This window comes from Planctomyces sp. SH-PL62 (assembly GCF_001610895.1).
Lineage (GTDB): Bacteria > Planctomycetota > Planctomycetia > Isosphaerales > Isosphaeraceae > Paludisphaera.
Map to the genome: position 1 here is coordinate 40,129 of NZ_CP011275.1, position 17,186 is coordinate 57,314.

Consider the following 17,186-nt stretch of genomic DNA (forward strand, 5'->3'; position numbering starts at 1 on the left):
TCGGCCTCGGCGACCGCTCCGAGCCTATCTGATCCGGCCGGCCAACTTCTCTTCGGCTTGGCGACGGTCGCCCGACGACGAGGGGAGCGAGAACGCGACGACGACCCCGTTCCGCAATATTATCTCCGCAGGAGTGGCGACGATCCATCTCTTCGCGTCGCTGAGTCGCCCTACCGCGCAGGCCGTGGACTCGGGCGCGAGGCGATCGGCCGGATTGGCGTACGGCGGCATTTCGATCAGTGCGATGGCGGATCCATCGGATTTCTCGGAATGCTCCCGAGTCTCGCGTTCGTACTGCGGAATCGCCTTCCGACAGGCCTCACAGCCGTGATGATAGAGTACGACCTTCCACTCCCCTCTCGCGAGCCGATCGGCTACGTCGATGTATTCAAGCAGGGGGAAGCGATCGCCTATCCAGGCCTCCGGTCTAAGTGGAAATGCGGTCACGGCGTCAACCCTACCGTCCCAAGGCGCCACTCGCATCCCCAGAGGCATCCCGATCCAGACGATAGAGGCGACGACGACCGCAGCCCGCGCGGGATGGGTGCCCACCCGTGGGGTTCGCGAGACATCGGGCTGGATACGGGCGAAGGCGACGACGGCCGAAAGATCGAACGCGACCATGAGCCATGGGTTCAAGACGACGGTTCCGAAGCATCCGCAGGACGAGTTGCCCCCAACCGCCTTCCACAAGGCGACTGCGGCGAAAGCCGCGAAGAGACACTGGACCCATCGGCGAGTCGCTGCAGGATGCAAGCCCGTCAGCAACCAGACGCCGACGCTGAACTCGAACGTCACGAGGGCCGCGACAAGCCAGCGATGGGCGGCTCCTTGTGCAAGGTCGGCGGCGTCACCCGACTTGAGCCAGGCGGCTGCGAGGAGGACCGCGCCGCACGAAATTCGGACCACGTCGTAGCCAGAAAGCGCGAGTCGACGCGTTGGTGTACTAGGATCAGTAGGCATCGTGCGCGATCGCCTCACCCGCGGATCGCGTCGCGAGCGCCTGCCAAATACGCGGGGGCGGACAATGTTCCCACCAGCCTCCCGGGTTACGCGACGCGCCGACTGGATGACCGGTCAGCGAATCCGCCGGCCAGGATTGGATCGAGTCCTTGACGAAGCGGACCGACCCGTCGCCCAGCAGGCAGTTGATACCGCCGGGATGTAGACTGCCTGCGGATGACGCGTGCGCGGCTCCCCCCGCAGCCAGGGCCACTTTCGCGTGCATGTTCGGGGGATAGAACGCGGTGAACATGGTGTCCCCCCAGTTGCCAGTCATGTACCAGCCGTACTTGGACGACGAGGAGTGACTCAGAAGGTCGAACCGTCGGAAGAGGCCGGTCGCCTTCTCTGCTGCGAAGATCGTGTTGCTCAGGCCGTCGCTGACGGCGGCGAGTGTGATCGGCGAGATGTCGTTGAAGCTGCCGTCCGATTGAGCCGCCAGGGGCGGAGCGATGACGCAGTGCGAGGCGGGAGATGGGACCGCATCGACGTGATGTGCGCCGAAGCAGCCGGAGTAACTGGTGAGGGCGACGTTCAACCGTTCTCCCTCGACCGCCAGGCCGTGCCTCAGCATCCGGTCTACGTTGGCCTGGACCGCTCGACCCGCGCCCGGATCGGTTGGGCAGGCGTACGCATCGACGGCCATTGTGTGTATGGTCCTATTCTCACGCCCGAGTATCGTCACGTTTTGGTTGATCGCGTTGTATAGAGAGGCTTGCTCCATCCCGGGAAGGATCATGATCAGGAAGCTCTTGTCGACGATGGACGACGTGCAGGGCGGTCTCGTCCCGGAGTACCGGGGGTCGTACGTCATCATCCGACCGGGCGGAAGCGATGAGAAGGCGTCTACGTAAACGTGAAGGGCCACCCCGATCTGCTTGAGATTGTTGGCGCATTTCGCGCGCCGGGCCGCCTCTCGCGCCGATTGAACCGCTGGGACCAACATACCTACCAAGATGGCCATGATCGCCACGACAACCAGTAGCTCGATCAGCGTGAACGCGGAACAGGTCCTGAGCCGCGGCCTTCTCATGGCGATCTCCACGGGTGATGGGGGGCCGGGCGATTTAGGGGCGCGATGCCGTCAGGCAGCCGCCCGCCTCGTGTTTGAGCGTGCGGCGAAATGTCGAAGGGCCGCGAGGCATGCGAGGCCGCCGCCGAAGATCCAATAATCGATCCGCGGACTTGAATGGGGGGTGAGGATTGCATCCGAGACGCCGAAGACGCTCAGTTTGAACTGCGATTCCGGCACGTCTCCGAACTTCACGTTGTGCAGTTGGAACACGTCGGCCCCTTCGCCTCTCCCACCCGGGTAGATGAATTCGAACCTCCCATTCTCGGGGAACACCTGGCCCGAATCCCACCTCCGGCTTTCCACCGAGCCCTTGTACCGAGAGCCTGGGGGCATTTGGGTGCCCGGACGGCCCGTCGCGACCTCGACGTCATAATCGACGAGCGACCAATCGAGATCCGGTTCGAACGCCATCCGTCCACCTCCGACCCAATGCGAGGGGTCCGCGATCGTGAAACGGACTTCAACGCGCGAGGCACCTGTAGACGCCGCCCTCTCCTCCACGCTCGACATCTTGAAGGAGGGGTGGCGTATCATGCTCATCACCGTGGCGTCGCCGATCGTGTAGGCGGCTTTCATGTACCTGTCGACGCCCAAACTGATGACGGTCGCGGCACTGTCGCCCACATTCGTGCCTCGAGACACGGAGTTGACGATGAAGGGGAGATCCGCCGAAGGCCGCCCCAACTGGAAGAAGAACTCAGGAGTTCGGCACTGCACGGCCTCTCGCGAGGTCTTCTGGCCGCGGATGTCGGAATAGCGACTGACGACCATCCTTCTGTCGCCGTCTACGAAGTACTCGTTGTCCCTGACGATGTCGCCGTTCGAGACGAGACGGCCGTAGCAGGCTACTTTCGAGGCCGCGGATGCGAGCTTGGCCTGGGCCGTCGGATAGTCTTTGAGAAATCGTGCGGCTTGGGGTTGCGGCGAATCCGCAGCCCCGCTCGATCCCCAAGTGGTAAGGACGGCGACCAGCGCGCAGGCGATCGTCGGCGTGATCTTCACCAGCGGGTCCTCCATTTCGGATGAACGTCGATTTGAGGATCCATCAGCGACGGATCCTACCCGGCCTGTCCGTCTCCGATGCCGGTCGGACGCGTCGAGGGGGCCGCCGAACGGCGGTCCCCCCCGAGCAGAATCCGTCAAGGGTTGTTGAAACACATGCCGGACCGGCAGCCGCAGGGAGGACGGCAGTCCTGATCCCCCGTGGCGCCCCCGCAACCCGTGGGCGTCGTCGGACAGGTGCAAGAGGCGTTGTTGCACGTCGTCAGGGCGCCGACGTCCACATCGGCCTGCACGGAGGGAGTCAAGACCGAAGCCCCAGCGAGGAGGGTGGTCGCCCCCAGAACGAAGGAACACGCATCAACGAAGCTCTTGATCCGCGTCATTCAATCGATCCTCCTAGAGAACGAGATCCGAACACAGCCCTATGAACCACGCTAAGAGGCTCGGACAAAACCTATCCGGCGATGGGCAATTCGTCGTGCGATAGCCTGTAGCAGATGACGCTCGCGGCGAGGGTGGCCCAGGCTTCCCGGACGACCAGCAGGCGGTCGTAGCGGACCCGCATCCGTCGCAGCCCCTTCAGCCAGCTGATCGTCCGCTCGACGACCCATCGGACCTTGCCCAGGCCGCTGCCGTGCGGCGTCCCCCGCCTGGCGATGTGGGGCTCGATCCCCAGCCATCGCAGCAGGTCCCGGGTCGCTTCCGAGTCGTAGCCCCGGTCGGCGAACAGGTCGTCGGGCAGCTCCTTCGGGCGGCCCGGCCTGCCGCCGACGCTCGGATAGTCGAGGACCAACGGGATGATCTGGCGGTGGTCGGAGGCGTTCGCCCCCGCCGTCCGGATCGCCAGGGGCACCCCCCGACGGTCGACCATCAGCGTGTGTTTCGACCCCTTCCGGCTGCGGTCGACGGGGCTCGGGCCGGTCGCCTCGCCGCCGCCGAAGGCCCGGATCGTCACCCCGTCGACGACGACCGTGTCGGCGTCGAGCCTCCCGGCCCGCTTCAACGCCCCGAGCAGGTCGGCGTGCAAGCGGGCCCAAACGCCCAGGAGTTCCCAGGCCCTCAGGCGCCGGGCCGCCGTGCGGCCCGAGCATCCCATCTCGGCCGGGACGTCCTCCCAGCGGCAGCCGGTCGCCAGGACGAACCAGATGACCCGCAAGGCCTTGCGATGCGGGATCGGCGGGCGTCCCCCCTTGCGGCCGACGGGCTGCTCCGGCGGAAGGTGGTGGGCGACCTGGTCGTAGAAGTCCTCGGGCATGCGGGCGGCGGCCATGGCGTGGGCCCTCCGGTGAAGGATCGACGCCATGGCAAGCCTTCAGATCACATGCCGATCAGGAGGTTTTGTCCGAGCTTCTAAGTCACGGGAGCTGTCTCATCGAGCGATGCACGCATATTCGACGTTGGCGTAGGCGCTGACGAAAGACGGGCAGTCGGTATAGATCCCGATAGTACGCTTCTCGCGACCTTCACCGCCCGGCTTGATCCGGAAGCGGACTTCCCCTTTGCTCCATCGAGGGATGCGGACCGGAAGATCCTCGATGCGGACGCATGAACAGTCGGAGTTGGTCCCGACCACGTTATAGTCGGTTGAGGACATGTTGTAGACGACGAACGTCGCTTTGGCCTCGTCGTCGTCGCGGACGACGCCGAGGTCGCTTGGCGGTTTTTCGACGTAGAACGACCGCCCCTGCAGGTAGACCACGGCCGGCCAAGGCGACCCGAACCGTAGGTATGAGAGAGCGACGACGCAGACTGCGGCGACCGTCGTCACGGTCAGGAAGCGTACGACCCAAGCCTTCCACGTCACGCTCGGATTCGCCGTCGGCGTTCGACTCGACTCCGACTCGCATTCGCGGGCGTCGGATGTCTCGACATCTCGGTCCATCGGATCGGCCTTCCCTTCTTCAAAGAGGCTGCGTCGCAGCCCATAAGTCAGGAATCTCCCATGATAGGCGACGGCCTCGCGTGCGGTTCAGCCCCGGGATGGGATCATAAGCCGATCCGGGGAGGGGACGGTTTGAACTTGAGCATCCCGACGAGCCGCGTCTTCCACGTCCCGAAAGCTCGGCTGGCTACACGCAACCTCGCCTCGACGGCTTGGCGATCGCGGGGACATTCGCGGAGGACTTCCGCCCAGAGGCGGAACGCCTCGCGCAGCCGCCCTCGTTCCTCGGCCAGAAGCGCGAGGTTGCGAAGAGGAAGATGCCCGTACACGCCGTCGACCGAGCACAGGAAGAGGCGAGGGCGCTCAAGCCGCAGAAGTCGGCGCCAACCGGCCTCCGCGCCGTCCAAATCGCCGGCGAGCTTTTTGATGCACGAGTCGCGGAATATGAGTTCGCCGTCGTCCGGGAACGACGACAGTCCCTCCCGACACGCCGCCGAGGCATCGTCCAGAGAGCCTGCCAGTTGATGGGCCAGCGCCTTGGCGATGTACAGATTCCTACGGATCGGCATATCCGGCTTGGACGACGCGAGTCCAGCGTCCAGGTAGCCTAAGGCGTCGTCGAGAAGCCTGCCGTCGATTGACGCGCGGCCGAGGTTCAGGAGGGTGAAAGGATCGTCCGGAGTTTCCTGCAACTCTTCGAGAAGCAGCGAGACCTTCCGCTCGGATTTGCGCTTGTCGACCTCTGGATCGGAGTATCCGGTGTGGGTGATGATCACGTCCGTCCACCGTACGCCGACGCCCACGCGTTCCAAGGCGGGCAGGATCTGCTCGTGGATCTTGCCGGACCACCGAACGGCGTCGTTGCGGGGGAATAAGCGGACCTGGTCGACGACGAAGCCCGTCGGAGCACCAGGGATGTTGGATCGGACTGACGCCACATAGGCCTCGTCCGTATCGACGAGGCCGTCGAAGAGAGACCGCAGACGACGGCGGCAGCACTCGTCGAGACGATCGTCCGCGTCGAGCCAGAAGATATAATCGCCAGCGGCGAAGTCGATGGCTGCGTTACGGGCGACCGAGAAATCGTCGGTCCAAGGAACTTCGTAGATTCGGGCTCCGAATTCTCTTGCGATCTCGCGCGTCCGATCCACCGATCCTGTATCGACGACCACGATCTCATCGAAGAGGTCGACGACGCAGCTCAAGCAGCCGGCAAGGTTCGTCTCCTCGTCCCGGACGATCATGGTTAGGCTTACCTGCATCCGACGCGGCGAAGCCCCCGGCACCCAGGTCCGGTGGACGCGACGTCCGGGAGGGTGGGGTCGGCCCATTCGCAGCCAGTGCAACATATCTCGAGATGCCGAGTACGGAGCCCGCGGCATGGAGACATCCTCTCAGTAGCCTCGAAGCGAGGCTCTCGCGAGCGTCGCGACGACGGCGGACGGGCGTCATTCGACGTTTCCAACCCGATAGTCAGATCCACACGGGTTGTGAGATAGACAAATATCTCCTGAATCCTGTCTAATCAAGGAAAAAACTGGAAACTTTACTGACCGTCACAGATTTTGGAGGGGGCGTGCCCGCCTGCTGACATGATCTGACGAAACGGCCATGATCCACGGTGCACGGAAGGAGGTGGATCATGGCCGACGGGACCGTGGCGCGGTCCTCGCGGTCGCCCCGGGGCCCCGCAACGCGGACAAGGCGCCTTCATGGGGGCTCGGCGGGGAGGTACGATCGGACCGGGCGTCTCGGCGCTCATGGCTCGCGTCTCCGGGGGATGAGGCTCGTTTCCAACCCCATTCCCCGGGACGCGGGCCCTAACTTTCAAGCCCCCAACCACTTCGCATCGATCTACGCCTCCCTTCGGTCGAGTTGAGCGAGGAGTGTCTAGTACTAGTTGGACTGTCACCGATTCCACTATTGTTTACCCGTGCCGAGGGTTAGGATGAGGGCCGGAGACCACCGACCGGAGGGACCCCCATGTCGCTCCTCGACCACCCCGACGCCCAGTCGCTCCTGGCCGACGCCGTCCTGACCCCCGAGGCCGTCCGCGGCTGCGAGGGCCGGCTCGCCGCGTTCCTCGGGCGCTATCTGCCGCGGTTCCGCCGGGCCGAGCAGCGCCGCAACGCCGCCCTCGTCGTCCGGGGCCTGCTCGGCGGGCTGCGGCGCAAGACCTGCGAGCCGATCGCCGTCGAGGCCGGCGTCCACCGCAAGCCGATCCAGTTCCTCGTCGGGGCCGGCAAGTGGGACGACGAAGCCGTCATGGCCGAGCTCCGCCGCCACGTCGCCGAGGAGCTGGGCGACGACCGGGCCGTCCTCGCGATCGACGCCACGACCTTCCCGAAGTCCGGGGCCGACTCCTGCGGCGTCGGTCGGCAGTGGTGCGGCCGGCTGGGCAAGCAGGAGAACTGCCAGCGCGGGATCTTCCTGGCCTACGCCGCCCCCGGCGGCTACGCCCCGCTGGACCGAAGGCTGTACCTGCCGAAGGACTGGGCCGGCGACCCGGCCCGACGGGCGAAGTGCCACGTCCCCGAGGACGTCGAGTTCCGGGAGGGCTGGCGGATCGCCGCCGAACTGATCGAGCGGAGCGGGCCGGGGCTGCCGCACGCCTGGGTGGTCGGCGACGACGAGTTCGGCCGCCCGGCCCAATTCCGCGCCTGGCTCCGCGGCCGCGGCGAGCGCTACGTCCTCGACGTGCCCGGCGACACGATCGTCCGCGACCTGGAGTGTGCGCCTCCCCCGGGCCGACGCCCCGGCCGCGGCCGCCCGCGGACGGTCCCGTTCCGCCGCGTCGACGCCTGGGCGGCCGCCCTGCCGGCGGGCCGCTGGACTCGGCTGACGATCCGGGCCGGCGAGAAGGGCCCGCTGCGGGTCGACGCGATGGCGGTGCGGGTGCGGACCCGGCTGGAGCACCGGGTCGGGCCGGAGGAGCGGCTGGTGGTGATGCGCACCGTCGAGGCCGAGCCCGAGACGCACTACGCGCTGAGCGACGCCGCGGCCGACGTCCCGCTGGAGGAACTGGTGCGGGCCCGGTTCGCGCGGCACCGGATCGAGGAGGTGTTCGAGGCGGCCAAGGGGGAGGTCGGGCTGGCGCAGTACGAGGTTCGGGGCTGGGTGGGCTGGCACCACCACGTCACGCTGTCGCTCCTGGCGCCGTGGTTCCTCTGCTGCGAGCGGCGGCGGGTCGGGGGGGGAAAGGCCGGCGGTGACGGTGTCGCAGGCGCGCGAGGTCTTCGCCCGTCTGCTGCGCGTCCCGGCGCCGGGCCCCGAGCGGATCGCCGCGGAAGTGTCGCGCGTCCTGTGGCGGAAGGAGGCGGCGCGGATCTATCACTGGCACAAGGCCACCGGCGGTTTCCCGCCGCGCCGGCCGCCACCGGATACCAGTTGATCAGGTGAGACTTCCTTGAATCGGTGACAGTCCAACTAGTACTAGGGATGCTCGGGTGATTGAGAAGGTTTTTCTCGTCGCCGTCACCTTCGTCCTCCTGGGGCTCTTCCTGGTCGTGCTCTCGTGGCTCGTTTGGATGGGACGCGGCCTCGGCTCAGGTCGGACCGTCGCCCTCGATAACGTGACGCTCTACTCAGAGAGCTACTGCCCAAAGGGCGTCCCGACCCAATCGAGCGAGCGGGTGGGCGACTCATCCCGGAAGAATGGAAGCCCTCGAAGAAGGTGAGCCATGGGCACAAGCTCCAGTTCGTGACGTACTTCATACTCATCGAGGACACGTACGGCGAGGTGCCACCCTATGGCGTCGTCGTCTTGGACGACGGGTCGCGTCACGAGGTCGAGAACACCCCAGAGCTACGGTCCGAGGTGCTCGCGATTGCGGCCGAGATTCGTGAGCGACGGCGAGTCATTGAGGAAGAAACCAAGGTGTGGCAACCGGCGTGGAAGTGCCGCATGTGCGGCCAGCGGGCCAACTGCCGACAGGCTCGCGATTGAGCGACGGGTCGTGGTAGTTTGGGCCTCGATGATTCCCTACCGATACACCCCGGCCCACTTCTTCTTCCCGCTGCGGTTCGCTTACAGCGAGCTACGCGACATCGTGAAGAGGTGGCTCGACGAGCGTCGTGATTCCCTGTCGAGGTACGACCTCGATGCGGACCTCTGCGGTCGGTTTGCCATCTGCCTGGAGAAGAACGGCTTCGAGCAGCAGGCCGATTGCGTTTGGAAGATTGGTTCGAGCGACCGGTGGGAAGACCACGCCCACGCGTTCGCGGAGTCCGTGGTTGCTTCAGGAGACAAGGAAGCGGCGAGAGTCGCCGCCGATGTCGTGAGCGACTGCCTGAAACGTTTCGAATCGAGGATGAAATCCAAAGCGGTGGCGAAGGTGAAGCTCGAGATCTCCAACCTTCGCACCGCTGCGAGTGGCAAGCCATCGTGCGAAACGAGGTAAGAAATGCATTACTCGGCCAGGATTTCCACCTCGTTCTCTGCCTGGACTTCGGCCTCGACTTCAGCCTGTAGCTCGGCGACTCGCTGTTGAATTCGCGTGTAGATGGGGATGTCGTGACCTAATACCTCGATGCTCACGGCCAACACGTATCGAGCGGTCGAGTCGGGGTCCTTGCTCCACCCTTGGTGGCCTACGACGGCGATACAGAAATCATCAGGTAATGAATTTGATTTGATGACAGCCCAGTCCTTTTGAACTGTCCCTGAGCTTCGAGAAACCCCACGAACGTTGCCGTGAATCGGGTTAGTCTGAATGGCCCACTTGAACGTGCTCCCTGCCGATTCGTCAGCCTCTTCAGCCTCTTCGTCGTCTTTGGGCTTCAAAGCCCTGGTGCGGAATTCCGATATGTCCTCGTTCTGGTAGCTGCTTTTCCAATCAACCCACGTAGATAGATAACGGCGACGGTTGCGGCGTGTTCGGCGGGGCTCAGCGGCGTAGGACAAGGTAACTTCGACGAGGACGTCGAACTCCTGTCCGGGGCGACGGACTTCATCGGGAATTGGAACCTGATAAACGTGGCAACCGCCCGCCTTGATGTCTTTATCACCGCTCGTGATGAGGGTCGTCCTAAATTCGGAATTCGTCGTCGCACGTTCCATGTCCGGCACGCCGTAGCCGATGCGACGCACGATGTCTCCGCGTTGTTCCGGAGTGGTCCCATTAGTCCAGTCGGGCCACCTAGCGGATTGAATGATGAGAGCTCGGTAGAGAAGGCATGATTCCTCGGGCAAGATTTCCTGGAGACGAGCAGCAATTCGCGTGACTTTGGGGGCGGCGAATGAGGTTCCCACCTCGTCACGTGAATATGCAGGGCCTCCCTGATGCGTCGAACGAATCATCTCGGGGTAGCATTCGCTCCCGCACGGCGGTGTGCTGACGGTGGGAGGCGTCGTGCGAGAAACAAAGTTGTCGCCCCCGAATTCAACAACCTCGGGTTTGATGGACTTCCAAATCCCGAGGCCACTGCGGGAGAACGCCGAGGGATGCTCGGCTCCCGGAGCACATGCCGCCCAATCCGGGTCTTCGTACTCTCGGTAGCTAATCGAACCGACGGTAAGGGCCTGCAAGCTTTGAGAGGGGTTCGATACGCGGCTTGAATCCTCGTTGAGGTAGCCGGGATAAGTGCGACCGGCGAGGAGGTGTTCGAGGACTCCCGGATTGGTCGCTGTGTTCGATGGGAGTATGTTCCCGGAGCTGACGACGAAAAGGACGTCGTACTCATGAGACAAGCGGTCAATCTCGGCAGCCCATGCCGACATGTGACGCGTCCGACATGGTGCAGACGCGGTTATCGAGTGGTTGAAAAGCCTGGTTAGTCGCTCTCCCTCGTGGAAGTGCTTGATGATGGAGTTCAGTAAATCCGGCGGAAAGAGGTTCTCGGGCATCCGGTTGCCCGCATCGAGTACCCGAGCGTTCTGAACCCACCAAGACGCTTCGTGCGAGCCAGTGCGAGGAATCACTTCACCGAAAAGCACGGCTCCCGCAACACGAGTCCCATGCCCGCTGGGAGGGCAGTAGTCGGCGACGTCGGTGGGTGATTCCTCGGGTAGGAAGTTCCAAGACGAGGCCGAGTCGATGGCTGGATTGAGAAGGTAGTGCCCTTCTTGGATACCGCTATCGATGACACAGACGGCCGGGGCGTCTTCGTCAGGTGGGACGATGGTGACTGCTTCCATCTCCCGCTCAAGCGTCTCGCGAATGGTCTGCGGAAGGACGATGTCATCCGGCTCAACGACTTCGAAGACAAAAGCGAAGTTGAGGACGAGGTCTCTGAGCCCTCTTCCCTTGACGCAGATTCTGACAGTGAATTCTTCGGATAGCGACGTATCGGAGTGCGGGGTGCTGAACTGATTTAGTACCTTCCCCTTATAGTCAGCTACAAATGAATTTATGATGTCTTCCCGCTCCATCGCGAGGGCATCCCACCTCATGTAAGCGTCGTTTCGAGCGTCGGTCCACTCCTTCAAGTTGGTCGCGTAGTCGGCTTCCCGCTTCGCCCAAGTCTTGTCGGTCATCCTGCGACCACGCTTAGGGGCGTTCGGTCGCCTGGGAATTTGAAAGTCGCCGGAGCAGGAAACGCCGACGTCCACCGTGTAATCACCGTCCTCCCTGAGTTTGGGCCATTCCTCTTGTAGATGTTCCGAGAGAATTCGAGTTAGTCGCTTCGATTGGTCCGGGTCTTCGTGCAGGTTGTAGACGCGTGCAACCGTCCCCGAGCCCCGAACACCCCCGACGAATTCTTGCAGCTTCTTGTTGAACTCGTTGAGGTCTAAGTCTTCGCTCGCCACGATGACGAAACCATCGACTTCTTCGGAGACGACCTCGAAGCCGAACCACTTTCGGAGTTCGTCGAGGTCGAGCATGACGTCCACTTCAAGAAGAAGGGGAACGTTCTTGGGAAGGCTCGGAAGATTTTGTTTCTCGCGGTCCGCGACGCGAATACGGCGAATACGAACGATCGGGCCGCGAACCGGGCCGCGTAGTTTCGAAGCGGCTTCCATCATGCGGGCCGTCGCGTCACGTCCGGCCCCCCGGACGGCATGGGCCGCCGTCGTCGGCGTCCCGCCGGCCGCGCAGACGAGTCCCGAGGATCGGACGCCCTCCGCGCGATCCCCGGCTCCTCGACGGCCAGCTCGGCTTGAAAGGGAGACGCGCCCCGACGGCCTCGAAGCCCCGTCGGGTCGCGTCCGACCGCGTTCGCGGATCCGCCGAACCCGGCGGCCGTCAGGCGGCGTCGCTCTCGACGCCGCGGCCCCTGAGCTGGGCGAGCGCCTCCTCGAGGACCAGGACGACGTCCCGGGCCTCCACCGACCTCCTCGACCAGGTGATGGTGAGCCTGGCGTCGGCGACGGCGAAGGTCCTGGTGGTCGTGGGCCCGGCCTCGACGACCCCGGCCGCCCTCTCCTTCTTCGCCTTCGGCCTCGCGGCCTTGCCGACGGCGGCCCCGGCGTCGTCGCGCTTGAGCCCCTCGCCCACGATCCGCGCGGCCAGCTCCCGCTGGGCCCGCTCGTCCTTGAGGCGGCTGACCTCGTAGCCGGACGACGGCGAGATGACCCCCTGCTCCACCTGCTCCTGGACGTCCTCGGGGAGCCTGAGCAGCGAGAGCGCCTTGCTCACCGCCCCCTTCGAGACGTTCAGGGCCTCGGCCACCTGCTGCATGGTCCAGCCGTTCAGGTCCATGATCTGCCGGTAGCCGTTGGCCGCCTCGATCGGCCGCAAGTCCTCGCGGAGGAGGTTCTCGATGAGCGACTCCTGGCGGATCTCGCTCTCGGTGAGCGGCCTGTCCGTGAAGGCGCAGGAGACCGTCCTGAGTCCCGCGAGCAGGGCCGCGCGATAGCGGCGCTCACCGCTGATGATGATCCACTTGCCGTGCTCTTCGCTCCAGCGCACCCGGATGGGCTGGAGCTGGCCGGTCCGCTGGAGGCTGGCCGAAAGCTGGGCGATGGACTCTTCGGAGAAGTACTTCCGCGGCTGGTCCGGGTCGGGGGCGATCCGGTCGATCTCCATGTGCCCCGCGAGGCGGTCCCGCGTCCGACCCTCCTCGGGGCTGGCCGACGGGATGCCGCCCGGAGCGGCGACGGCGGCCTGCGGCTCGGAAGCGATGAGCCTCACACCTAGGCTCTCCTTCATGTTGCCGGCCAGCCGGCTGGCGAGTTTCTCGGCTCGGCTCATGTTCATGCTCATGACGCCACCTTCCTGTTCTCCTGGACGACGACGCGGTTCTCGAAATGGAGGAACTCGGGCGGCCTGGAACGCGCCGCAGGGATCCGCCTTAAGATCTCCTCGGCGATGGCGCCGATCTCCTTGGCCGCGGCGCACTTGGGCCGGAGGAAATGGATCGGCACCCGCTCGGAGATCGCCTCCTTGAAGTCCTTCTTCTGGGTCAGATTCATCTCGAAGACCTGCTCGCCGTAAAGGCTGCGTAGCTGCTGTTCGTAGGCGTCGTGCAGGGCGAGCTTCTGCCGGAGCGTGACCAGGTAGCCCAGCATCCGCAGGTTCGGGTTGTATTTCTGCAGGGCGAGGTCGATCGCCCTCTGCACGTAGACGATGCCTTGGGCTCCGAAGTCCTCGGGCTGGATGGGGACCATCACGAAGTCGGCGGCGAGCAGCGCGTTCCAGCTGCAGAGGTGCAAGTTGGGGGGGCAGTCGATGAGGACCACGTCGAAGCGGCCCTCGACCTCCCTGAGGAAGCTCTTCACCGCCGTCTGGAGCGGCCCCGCCTCGGTCGGCCTGGGTGTATTGAAGTCGTCGAGGGCGTTGGCCCCTGGGAGAATCGTAATGCCCTCGCACGGCGTCGGGACGAGGATCTCGTCTGGGTCGGGGTCGTAGGCGTCGTCGAATAACGCGACGATCGACCGGCCCCGCGGAACCGCCTCGGTCGCCTCGGGCCCGAAGAACCCCTGGGTCAGGCTCGCCTGGGGGTCCATGTCGACAAGCAGGACCCTCAAACCCATCTTCGCGAAAGCCCCGGAGAGCTGGTGGGTCGTGCCGGTCTTCCCGCAGCCTCCCTTCCGGTTCACGAGGCAGATCTTGAACGGTGTCGCTTCCATGCCGCATCCTCTCATTTTCGAGCGTGTTTCCCGGGGAAACCCAGGCGACGATCCCTCGGTTTCCCCGGGAAACCGGCGCTGACGCCATAGAGATCGGGATTCCGGCCCCCTCCCCTTTCGAGGAAGTTTACCGGGGAAACACTCCGCACACGGCGGGGATGCTACGATCGAAACCAGCGCCAGGGCAACCCCCGATTCGCGGCCCTCGGCAGGGCCGGGTCGGCCTCCCGACGGCCGCTGCGAGAAGCCCCCTCGGCCGGCCCTGGCAATGAAGTCGGCCCGGGCTGGGGGCAAGGCCCTTCCATCGGAAAAGGACGGTGCCGCGCCGAATCCTGGGGCGATCCGGCCTACTCCGCGTTCTCCTCGGCCGGCAGCCCGAGTTTGCTACGGACGTGCCGGTCCCGGATGAATCCCCACATGGCCTCCGCGAACGGCCCCCGCTTGCTCTCCACCTCGCGATAGACCTTAAGCTGGTCAGGGTCGGCGTTCGCAAGGGCCTCCGCCCGGAAGGCTTCCCTCTCGTCTGCGGAGAGTTCGGTCCAGTATAGCTGGACCATCGCCCTCTCCTTTTCGCGTCGCCTGGCCAGTTCCTGCTTTCGCCTGGCCTCGGCCTGCTCCCGCCTCCTGCGCTCGAGCTCGGATTTCTGCCGCTCGGCCTTCTCGGCCTTCGAGACGAACCCATCGGGCCGGGCGTAGTCGTCGCGGACGGCCTGGGCGAGATACGCGCCGAGGTCGACGATCTTTCGTCTCCCCTTCTTCTTCACCCAGTCGACCTGTTCGATCTGAAGCTGGATCCGCGATTCGGGGTATCCGGCGACCAGCTCCCTCGCGACCTTCGGCGAGATCCCGCGCGCGACGAGTTCGGCCTCGAGCGGATTCGGCTCCAGCTCTGGTGCCTCGGGGACGTCCTCCGGCGATCCTTCCACGATGCCCCGCGCCGCCGACTTGGCCCTGACCAGCGTGATCGTCCACTGCCCGGACCCGACCCGCTTGAAGCGGGCATCGGCGTCCATGGGCTTGAGGAATCCCACCGCCGTGAGCTCGTCGATGGCCGGCTGGATCTTCTGCTTGAGCCGCCAGCACTCGTAGTTGCGACTCATCCCCACGTGTTCGCACGCGAGCGTCCTGAGATCGAAGGTCCACTCCGTCCGCTTGTAGAACCGCTTGTCGAGAAAGCGGTAGAGCTGCTTCGAGATGGCGCTCTTCAGCGAGAAGTACAGGCCGAGGTCGAGCTTCTTGAGGTTGTTCGCCTGGAAGCTCTTGAAGAACTCGGCGCTCCAGCGCACCGAGGATAAGGGCAGGGGGATCTGCCGGGCTTGGCACCCGCGCCTCTGCTCCTGCTCGATAACAGTTGCCGATTCCAGGATGTGGAAGCTGTAGTTGCCCTTGGTCCTCGTCTCGTTGTCCCACCACGCCTTCTTGTAGATCAGCGTCACCCCGACCCATCGGTTCAAGGACTCGGTGAGTCGGGTGTAGTAGTAGCCCCGATCCGGCCAGCCGAGCAGACGGATAAGCTCGTAGCGGGTGAAATGGACCTGGGTGCTCTGAAAGTTCGACTTGACCTTAGTCAGGTGGAGCAGGCCAATGATGACATCAACGTCGAGGGCGGTGGGAAGCCCCAACAGGTCACTGCCGGTGATCGTGAGCGTCTCGTCCTTGTCGTGGTAGACGACCGTCTTCAACTTGTTTGGGGCGCGGTCCGAGAGCAGCGCGATGGGATACTCCGCGAGGTTCATCTCGTCGCGGCCTTCGCGGTTCCGCGAGAGATCCGGGGGGGCGGCGAACGCCGCCGACGTCGCTGTGGAGGCCTCGTATGTTCCCATCGGTGTGCGTCCCTGGTGCGAAAAGAGCAACAACCAATTTCTCGAGGTTGTTGTCTTCTGGTTATAGGTTGAGAGGTTATAGGTTGGGGTTCCGAAAGTCAAAGATGTGGAATGAGTTAGAGGTTGAAAACCGCCCTCATCTTGCGGTAGACCCACACCTCGTCTTGCGGTGGGACCGCACCTCGTCTTGCGGTAAACCCACTCCCCGATTTGCGGTGCCGACCACCCCTCGTTTTGCGGCCTACCACTCCCCGGTTTGCGGTATTTCCACCCTCTATTTTGCGGTACGTCTCGGGAGTCGGCCGGGAATGTCTGTCGCCGATGGACCTCCGCTGGGTTCGGGCTGTGGCGGCGTCGCGGCCTCGCTGTCGCGTCCTCACGGCCCACACCTGGTCTTGCGGTAGCCCCCCGCCGAGTTCCCCGTGATTTCCCCGGGAAACGCAAGTCGGCTCGACGCGCGTTTCCCAGGGAAACCCGTCCAGAGAGGACGACGAGTGGGTTGGGCCGCCGCGACATGGAGGTCCCGTCTCGATGCTATGGAGATCGAGGTAGGCCGCGTCATCCAGGACCCCAACCAGCCCCGAAAAGAGATCGAAGACGAAGCCCTCGCCAGGATCGCGGAGTCGCTGAGGACCCAAGGCAATTTCAACCCATCCAGGTCCGCTGGACCGCCGAGGCCGAGCGGTGCGTCGCCCGCCTTATCGACGCCAATCTGGCCGACCGGCTCGCCGACGAGTTGGTCGAAAACTGCCTGCGAGAAGACGAGAAGAGCTGACCGCGATGGAGAAGGCCAGGGCTTACCGGGCCTTGATGGACGCCAAGGACTGGTCGGTCCGCAAGCCGGCCGAGGAACTGGCCATCTCCCGCGGCCGCGTCTCGTAGGCGACGACCCTGCTCTCTCTCCCCGAAACGGTCCAGGAGCAGGTGGACCAAGGCGGATTGTCCTCGACGACCGCCTACGCAATCTCGCGAGTGGCCGACCCGGACGAACAGGTCCGGATCGCGGACGCGACGATCCGGCACGGGCTGAGCCGGGCCGACATCATCAAGGAGACCCGGTCCACGCCTCGCAAGAAGGGCTCGAAGCCGGCCGCGCGCAAGGCGCGGGCGGTCCGGGTCTTTCGAGAGGTCGGATTCAAGGTGACCGTGGAACGAAAGGCGGGCGTCGATCCGATGGAGGCGGCCGAAGCCTTGGAGCGGATCGCCGCCGCGATGAGAGCCGAGGCCGACGATGGGTCGTTGGCCGCCTGAGTGCATGAGCAGGCCCCGCCCCCGAGGTTTAGGGGCGGGGCAGGTCGTTCAAACCACGTCGCTCGACGAACCGAACGCCGTCGGCATGGGCCAGGGGGCGACGACCTGGCCCATGCCGACGGCCGAAGCGAAGACCCCGCG

15 protein-coding genes are annotated in these 17,186 nt (G+C 64.7%); 5 read left to right on the forward strand and 10 right to left on the reverse strand.

Going from position 1 to position 17,186, the window contains the following annotated elements:
* Positions 1 to 24: 24 nt before the first annotated feature.
* The 6 genes from VT85_RS28845 to VT85_RS25855 all read right to left on the reverse strand — a co-directional run bounded on the left by VT85_RS28845 (position 25) and on the right by VT85_RS25855 (position 6,205).
* A complete protein-coding gene (locus VT85_RS28845; protein ID WP_197491326.1) occupies positions 25 to 963 on the reverse strand; it encodes a hypothetical protein in 939 nt (312 codons plus the stop codon).
* Positions 953 to 2,035: a DUF1559 domain-containing protein gene (locus VT85_RS25835; protein ID WP_068422932.1), complete on the reverse strand. Its 1,083-nt coding sequence runs from the start codon at positions 2,033 to 2,035 to the stop codon at positions 953 to 955. Before VT85_RS25835 ends, VT85_RS28845 begins: the two co-directional genes overlap by 11 nt.
* Positions 2,036 to 2,086: 51 nt before the next feature.
* Positions 2,087 to 3,079, reverse strand: coding sequence for a hypothetical protein (locus tag VT85_RS25840; protein WP_156513209.1), 993 nt, complete (start codon positions 3,077 to 3,079; stop codon positions 2,087 to 2,089).
* Between the two features lie 454 nt (positions 3,080 to 3,533).
* Positions 3,534 to 4,349: an IS5 family transposase gene (locus VT85_RS25845; protein ID WP_068413158.1), complete on the reverse strand. Its 816-nt coding sequence runs from the start codon at positions 4,347 to 4,349 to the stop codon at positions 3,534 to 3,536.
* A 99-nt stretch (positions 4,350 to 4,448) separates the two neighbouring features.
* Complete coding sequence (locus VT85_RS25850; RefSeq protein ID WP_068422938.1) at positions 4,449 to 4,961, reverse strand: DUF1573 domain-containing protein; 513 nt, start codon at positions 4,959 to 4,961, stop codon at positions 4,449 to 4,451.
* 104 nt (positions 4,962 to 5,065) lie between these two features.
* Positions 5,066 to 6,205, reverse strand: coding sequence for a glycosyltransferase family 2 protein (locus tag VT85_RS25855; protein WP_068422941.1), 1,140 nt, complete (start codon positions 6,203 to 6,205; stop codon positions 5,066 to 5,068).
* 739 nt (positions 6,206 to 6,944) lie between these two features.
* Between VT85_RS25855 and VT85_RS25860 the strand changes: the two genes are divergently transcribed.
* Genes VT85_RS25860 through VT85_RS25875 form a run of 4 tightly spaced genes read left to right on the forward strand, consistent with a single transcriptional unit; the run spans position 6,945 to position 9,361 of the window.
* Complete coding sequence (locus VT85_RS25860) at positions 6,945 to 8,360, forward strand: IS701 family transposase (protein WP_068422917.1); 1,416 nt, start codon at positions 6,945 to 6,947, stop codon at positions 8,358 to 8,360.
* Between the two features lie 47 nt (positions 8,361 to 8,407).
* Positions 8,408 to 8,638, forward strand: a complete 231-nt coding sequence (locus tag VT85_RS25865; protein WP_068422944.1) for a hypothetical protein — start codon at positions 8,408 to 8,410, stop codon at positions 8,636 to 8,638.
* Entirely contained in the window at positions 8,605 to 8,907 is a 303-nt protein-coding gene (locus VT85_RS25870; RefSeq protein WP_231871563.1) for a Dna2/Cas4 domain-containing protein, read from the forward strand. Before VT85_RS25865 ends, VT85_RS25870 begins: the two co-directional genes overlap by 34 nt.
* Positions 8,908 to 8,935: 28 nt before the next feature.
* Positions 8,936 to 9,361 carry a hypothetical protein gene (locus VT85_RS25875; RefSeq protein ID WP_068422949.1) on the forward strand — a complete coding sequence of 142 codons (426 nt, stop codon included), beginning with the start codon at positions 8,936 to 8,938 and terminating at the stop codon, positions 9,359 to 9,361.
* Between the two features lie 8 nt (positions 9,362 to 9,369).
* Here the strand turns inward: VT85_RS25875 and VT85_RS27185 are convergent, their stop codons facing one another.
* The 4 genes from VT85_RS27185 to VT85_RS25895 all read right to left on the reverse strand — a co-directional run bounded on the left by VT85_RS27185 (position 9,370) and on the right by VT85_RS25895 (position 15,794).
* Entirely contained in the window at positions 9,370 to 11,925 is a 2,556-nt protein-coding gene (locus VT85_RS27185; RefSeq protein ID WP_156513210.1) for a S8 family peptidase, read from the reverse strand.
* A gap of 220 nt (positions 11,926 to 12,145) precedes the next feature.
* Entirely contained in the window at positions 12,146 to 13,105 is a 960-nt protein-coding gene (locus tag VT85_RS25885; protein WP_082859076.1) for a ParB/RepB/Spo0J family partition protein, read from the reverse strand.
* Entirely contained in the window at positions 13,102 to 13,971 is an 870-nt protein-coding gene (locus tag VT85_RS25890) for a ParA family protein (RefSeq protein ID WP_068422956.1), read from the reverse strand. The genes VT85_RS25885 and VT85_RS25890 overlap by 4 nt, the downstream gene beginning before the upstream one ends.
* A gap of 347 nt (positions 13,972 to 14,318) precedes the next feature.
* Positions 14,319 to 15,794, reverse strand: a complete 1,476-nt coding sequence (locus VT85_RS25895) for a replication initiator protein A (RefSeq protein WP_068422959.1) — start codon at positions 15,792 to 15,794, stop codon at positions 14,319 to 14,321.
* A 939-nt stretch (positions 15,795 to 16,733) separates the two neighbouring features.
* Between VT85_RS25895 and VT85_RS25900 the strand changes: the two genes are divergently transcribed.
* Positions 16,734 to 17,045, forward strand: coding sequence for a hypothetical protein (locus VT85_RS25900; RefSeq protein WP_068422962.1), 312 nt, complete (start codon positions 16,734 to 16,736; stop codon positions 17,043 to 17,045).
* The last annotated feature ends 141 nt before the right edge of the window (positions 17,046 to 17,186 follow it).

Coding starts and splice junctions, on each gene's coding strand:
- VT85_RS28845 (WP_197491326.1), bottom strand. CDS start 963: ATGCCTACTGATCCTAGTACACCAACGCGTCGACTCGCGCTTTCTGGC.
- VT85_RS25835 (WP_068422932.1), bottom strand. CDS start 2,035: ATGAGAAGGCCGCGGCTCAGGACCTGTTCCGCGTTCACGCTGATCGAG.
- VT85_RS25845 (WP_068413158.1), bottom strand. CDS start 4,349: ATGGCCGCCGCCCGCATGCCCGAGGACTTCTACGACCAGGTCGCCCAC.
- VT85_RS25850 (WP_068422938.1), bottom strand. CDS start 4,961: ATGGACCGAGATGTCGAGACATCCGACGCCCGCGAATGCGAGTCGGAG.
- VT85_RS25855 (WP_068422941.1), bottom strand. CDS start 6,205: ATGATCGTCCGGGACGAGGAGACGAACCTTGCCGGCTGCTTGAGCTGC.
- VT85_RS25860 (WP_068422917.1), top strand. CDS start 6,945: ATGTCGCTCCTCGACCACCCCGACGCCCAGTCGCTCCTGGCCGACGCC.
- VT85_RS25875 (WP_068422949.1), top strand. CDS start 8,936: ATGATTCCCTACCGATACACCCCGGCCCACTTCTTCTTCCCGCTGCGG.
- VT85_RS27185 (WP_156513210.1), bottom strand. CDS start 11,925: ATGATGGAAGCCGCTTCGAAACTACGCGGCCCGGTTCGCGGCCCGATC.
- VT85_RS25885 (WP_082859076.1), bottom strand. CDS start 13,105: ATGAGCATGAACATGAGCCGAGCCGAGAAACTCGCCAGCCGGCTGGCC.
- VT85_RS25890 (WP_068422956.1), bottom strand. CDS start 13,971: ATGGAAGCGACACCGTTCAAGATCTGCCTCGTGAACCGGAAGGGAGGC.
- VT85_RS25895 (WP_068422959.1), bottom strand. CDS start 15,794: ATGGGAACATACGAGGCCTCCACAGCGACGTCGGCGGCGTTCGCCGCC.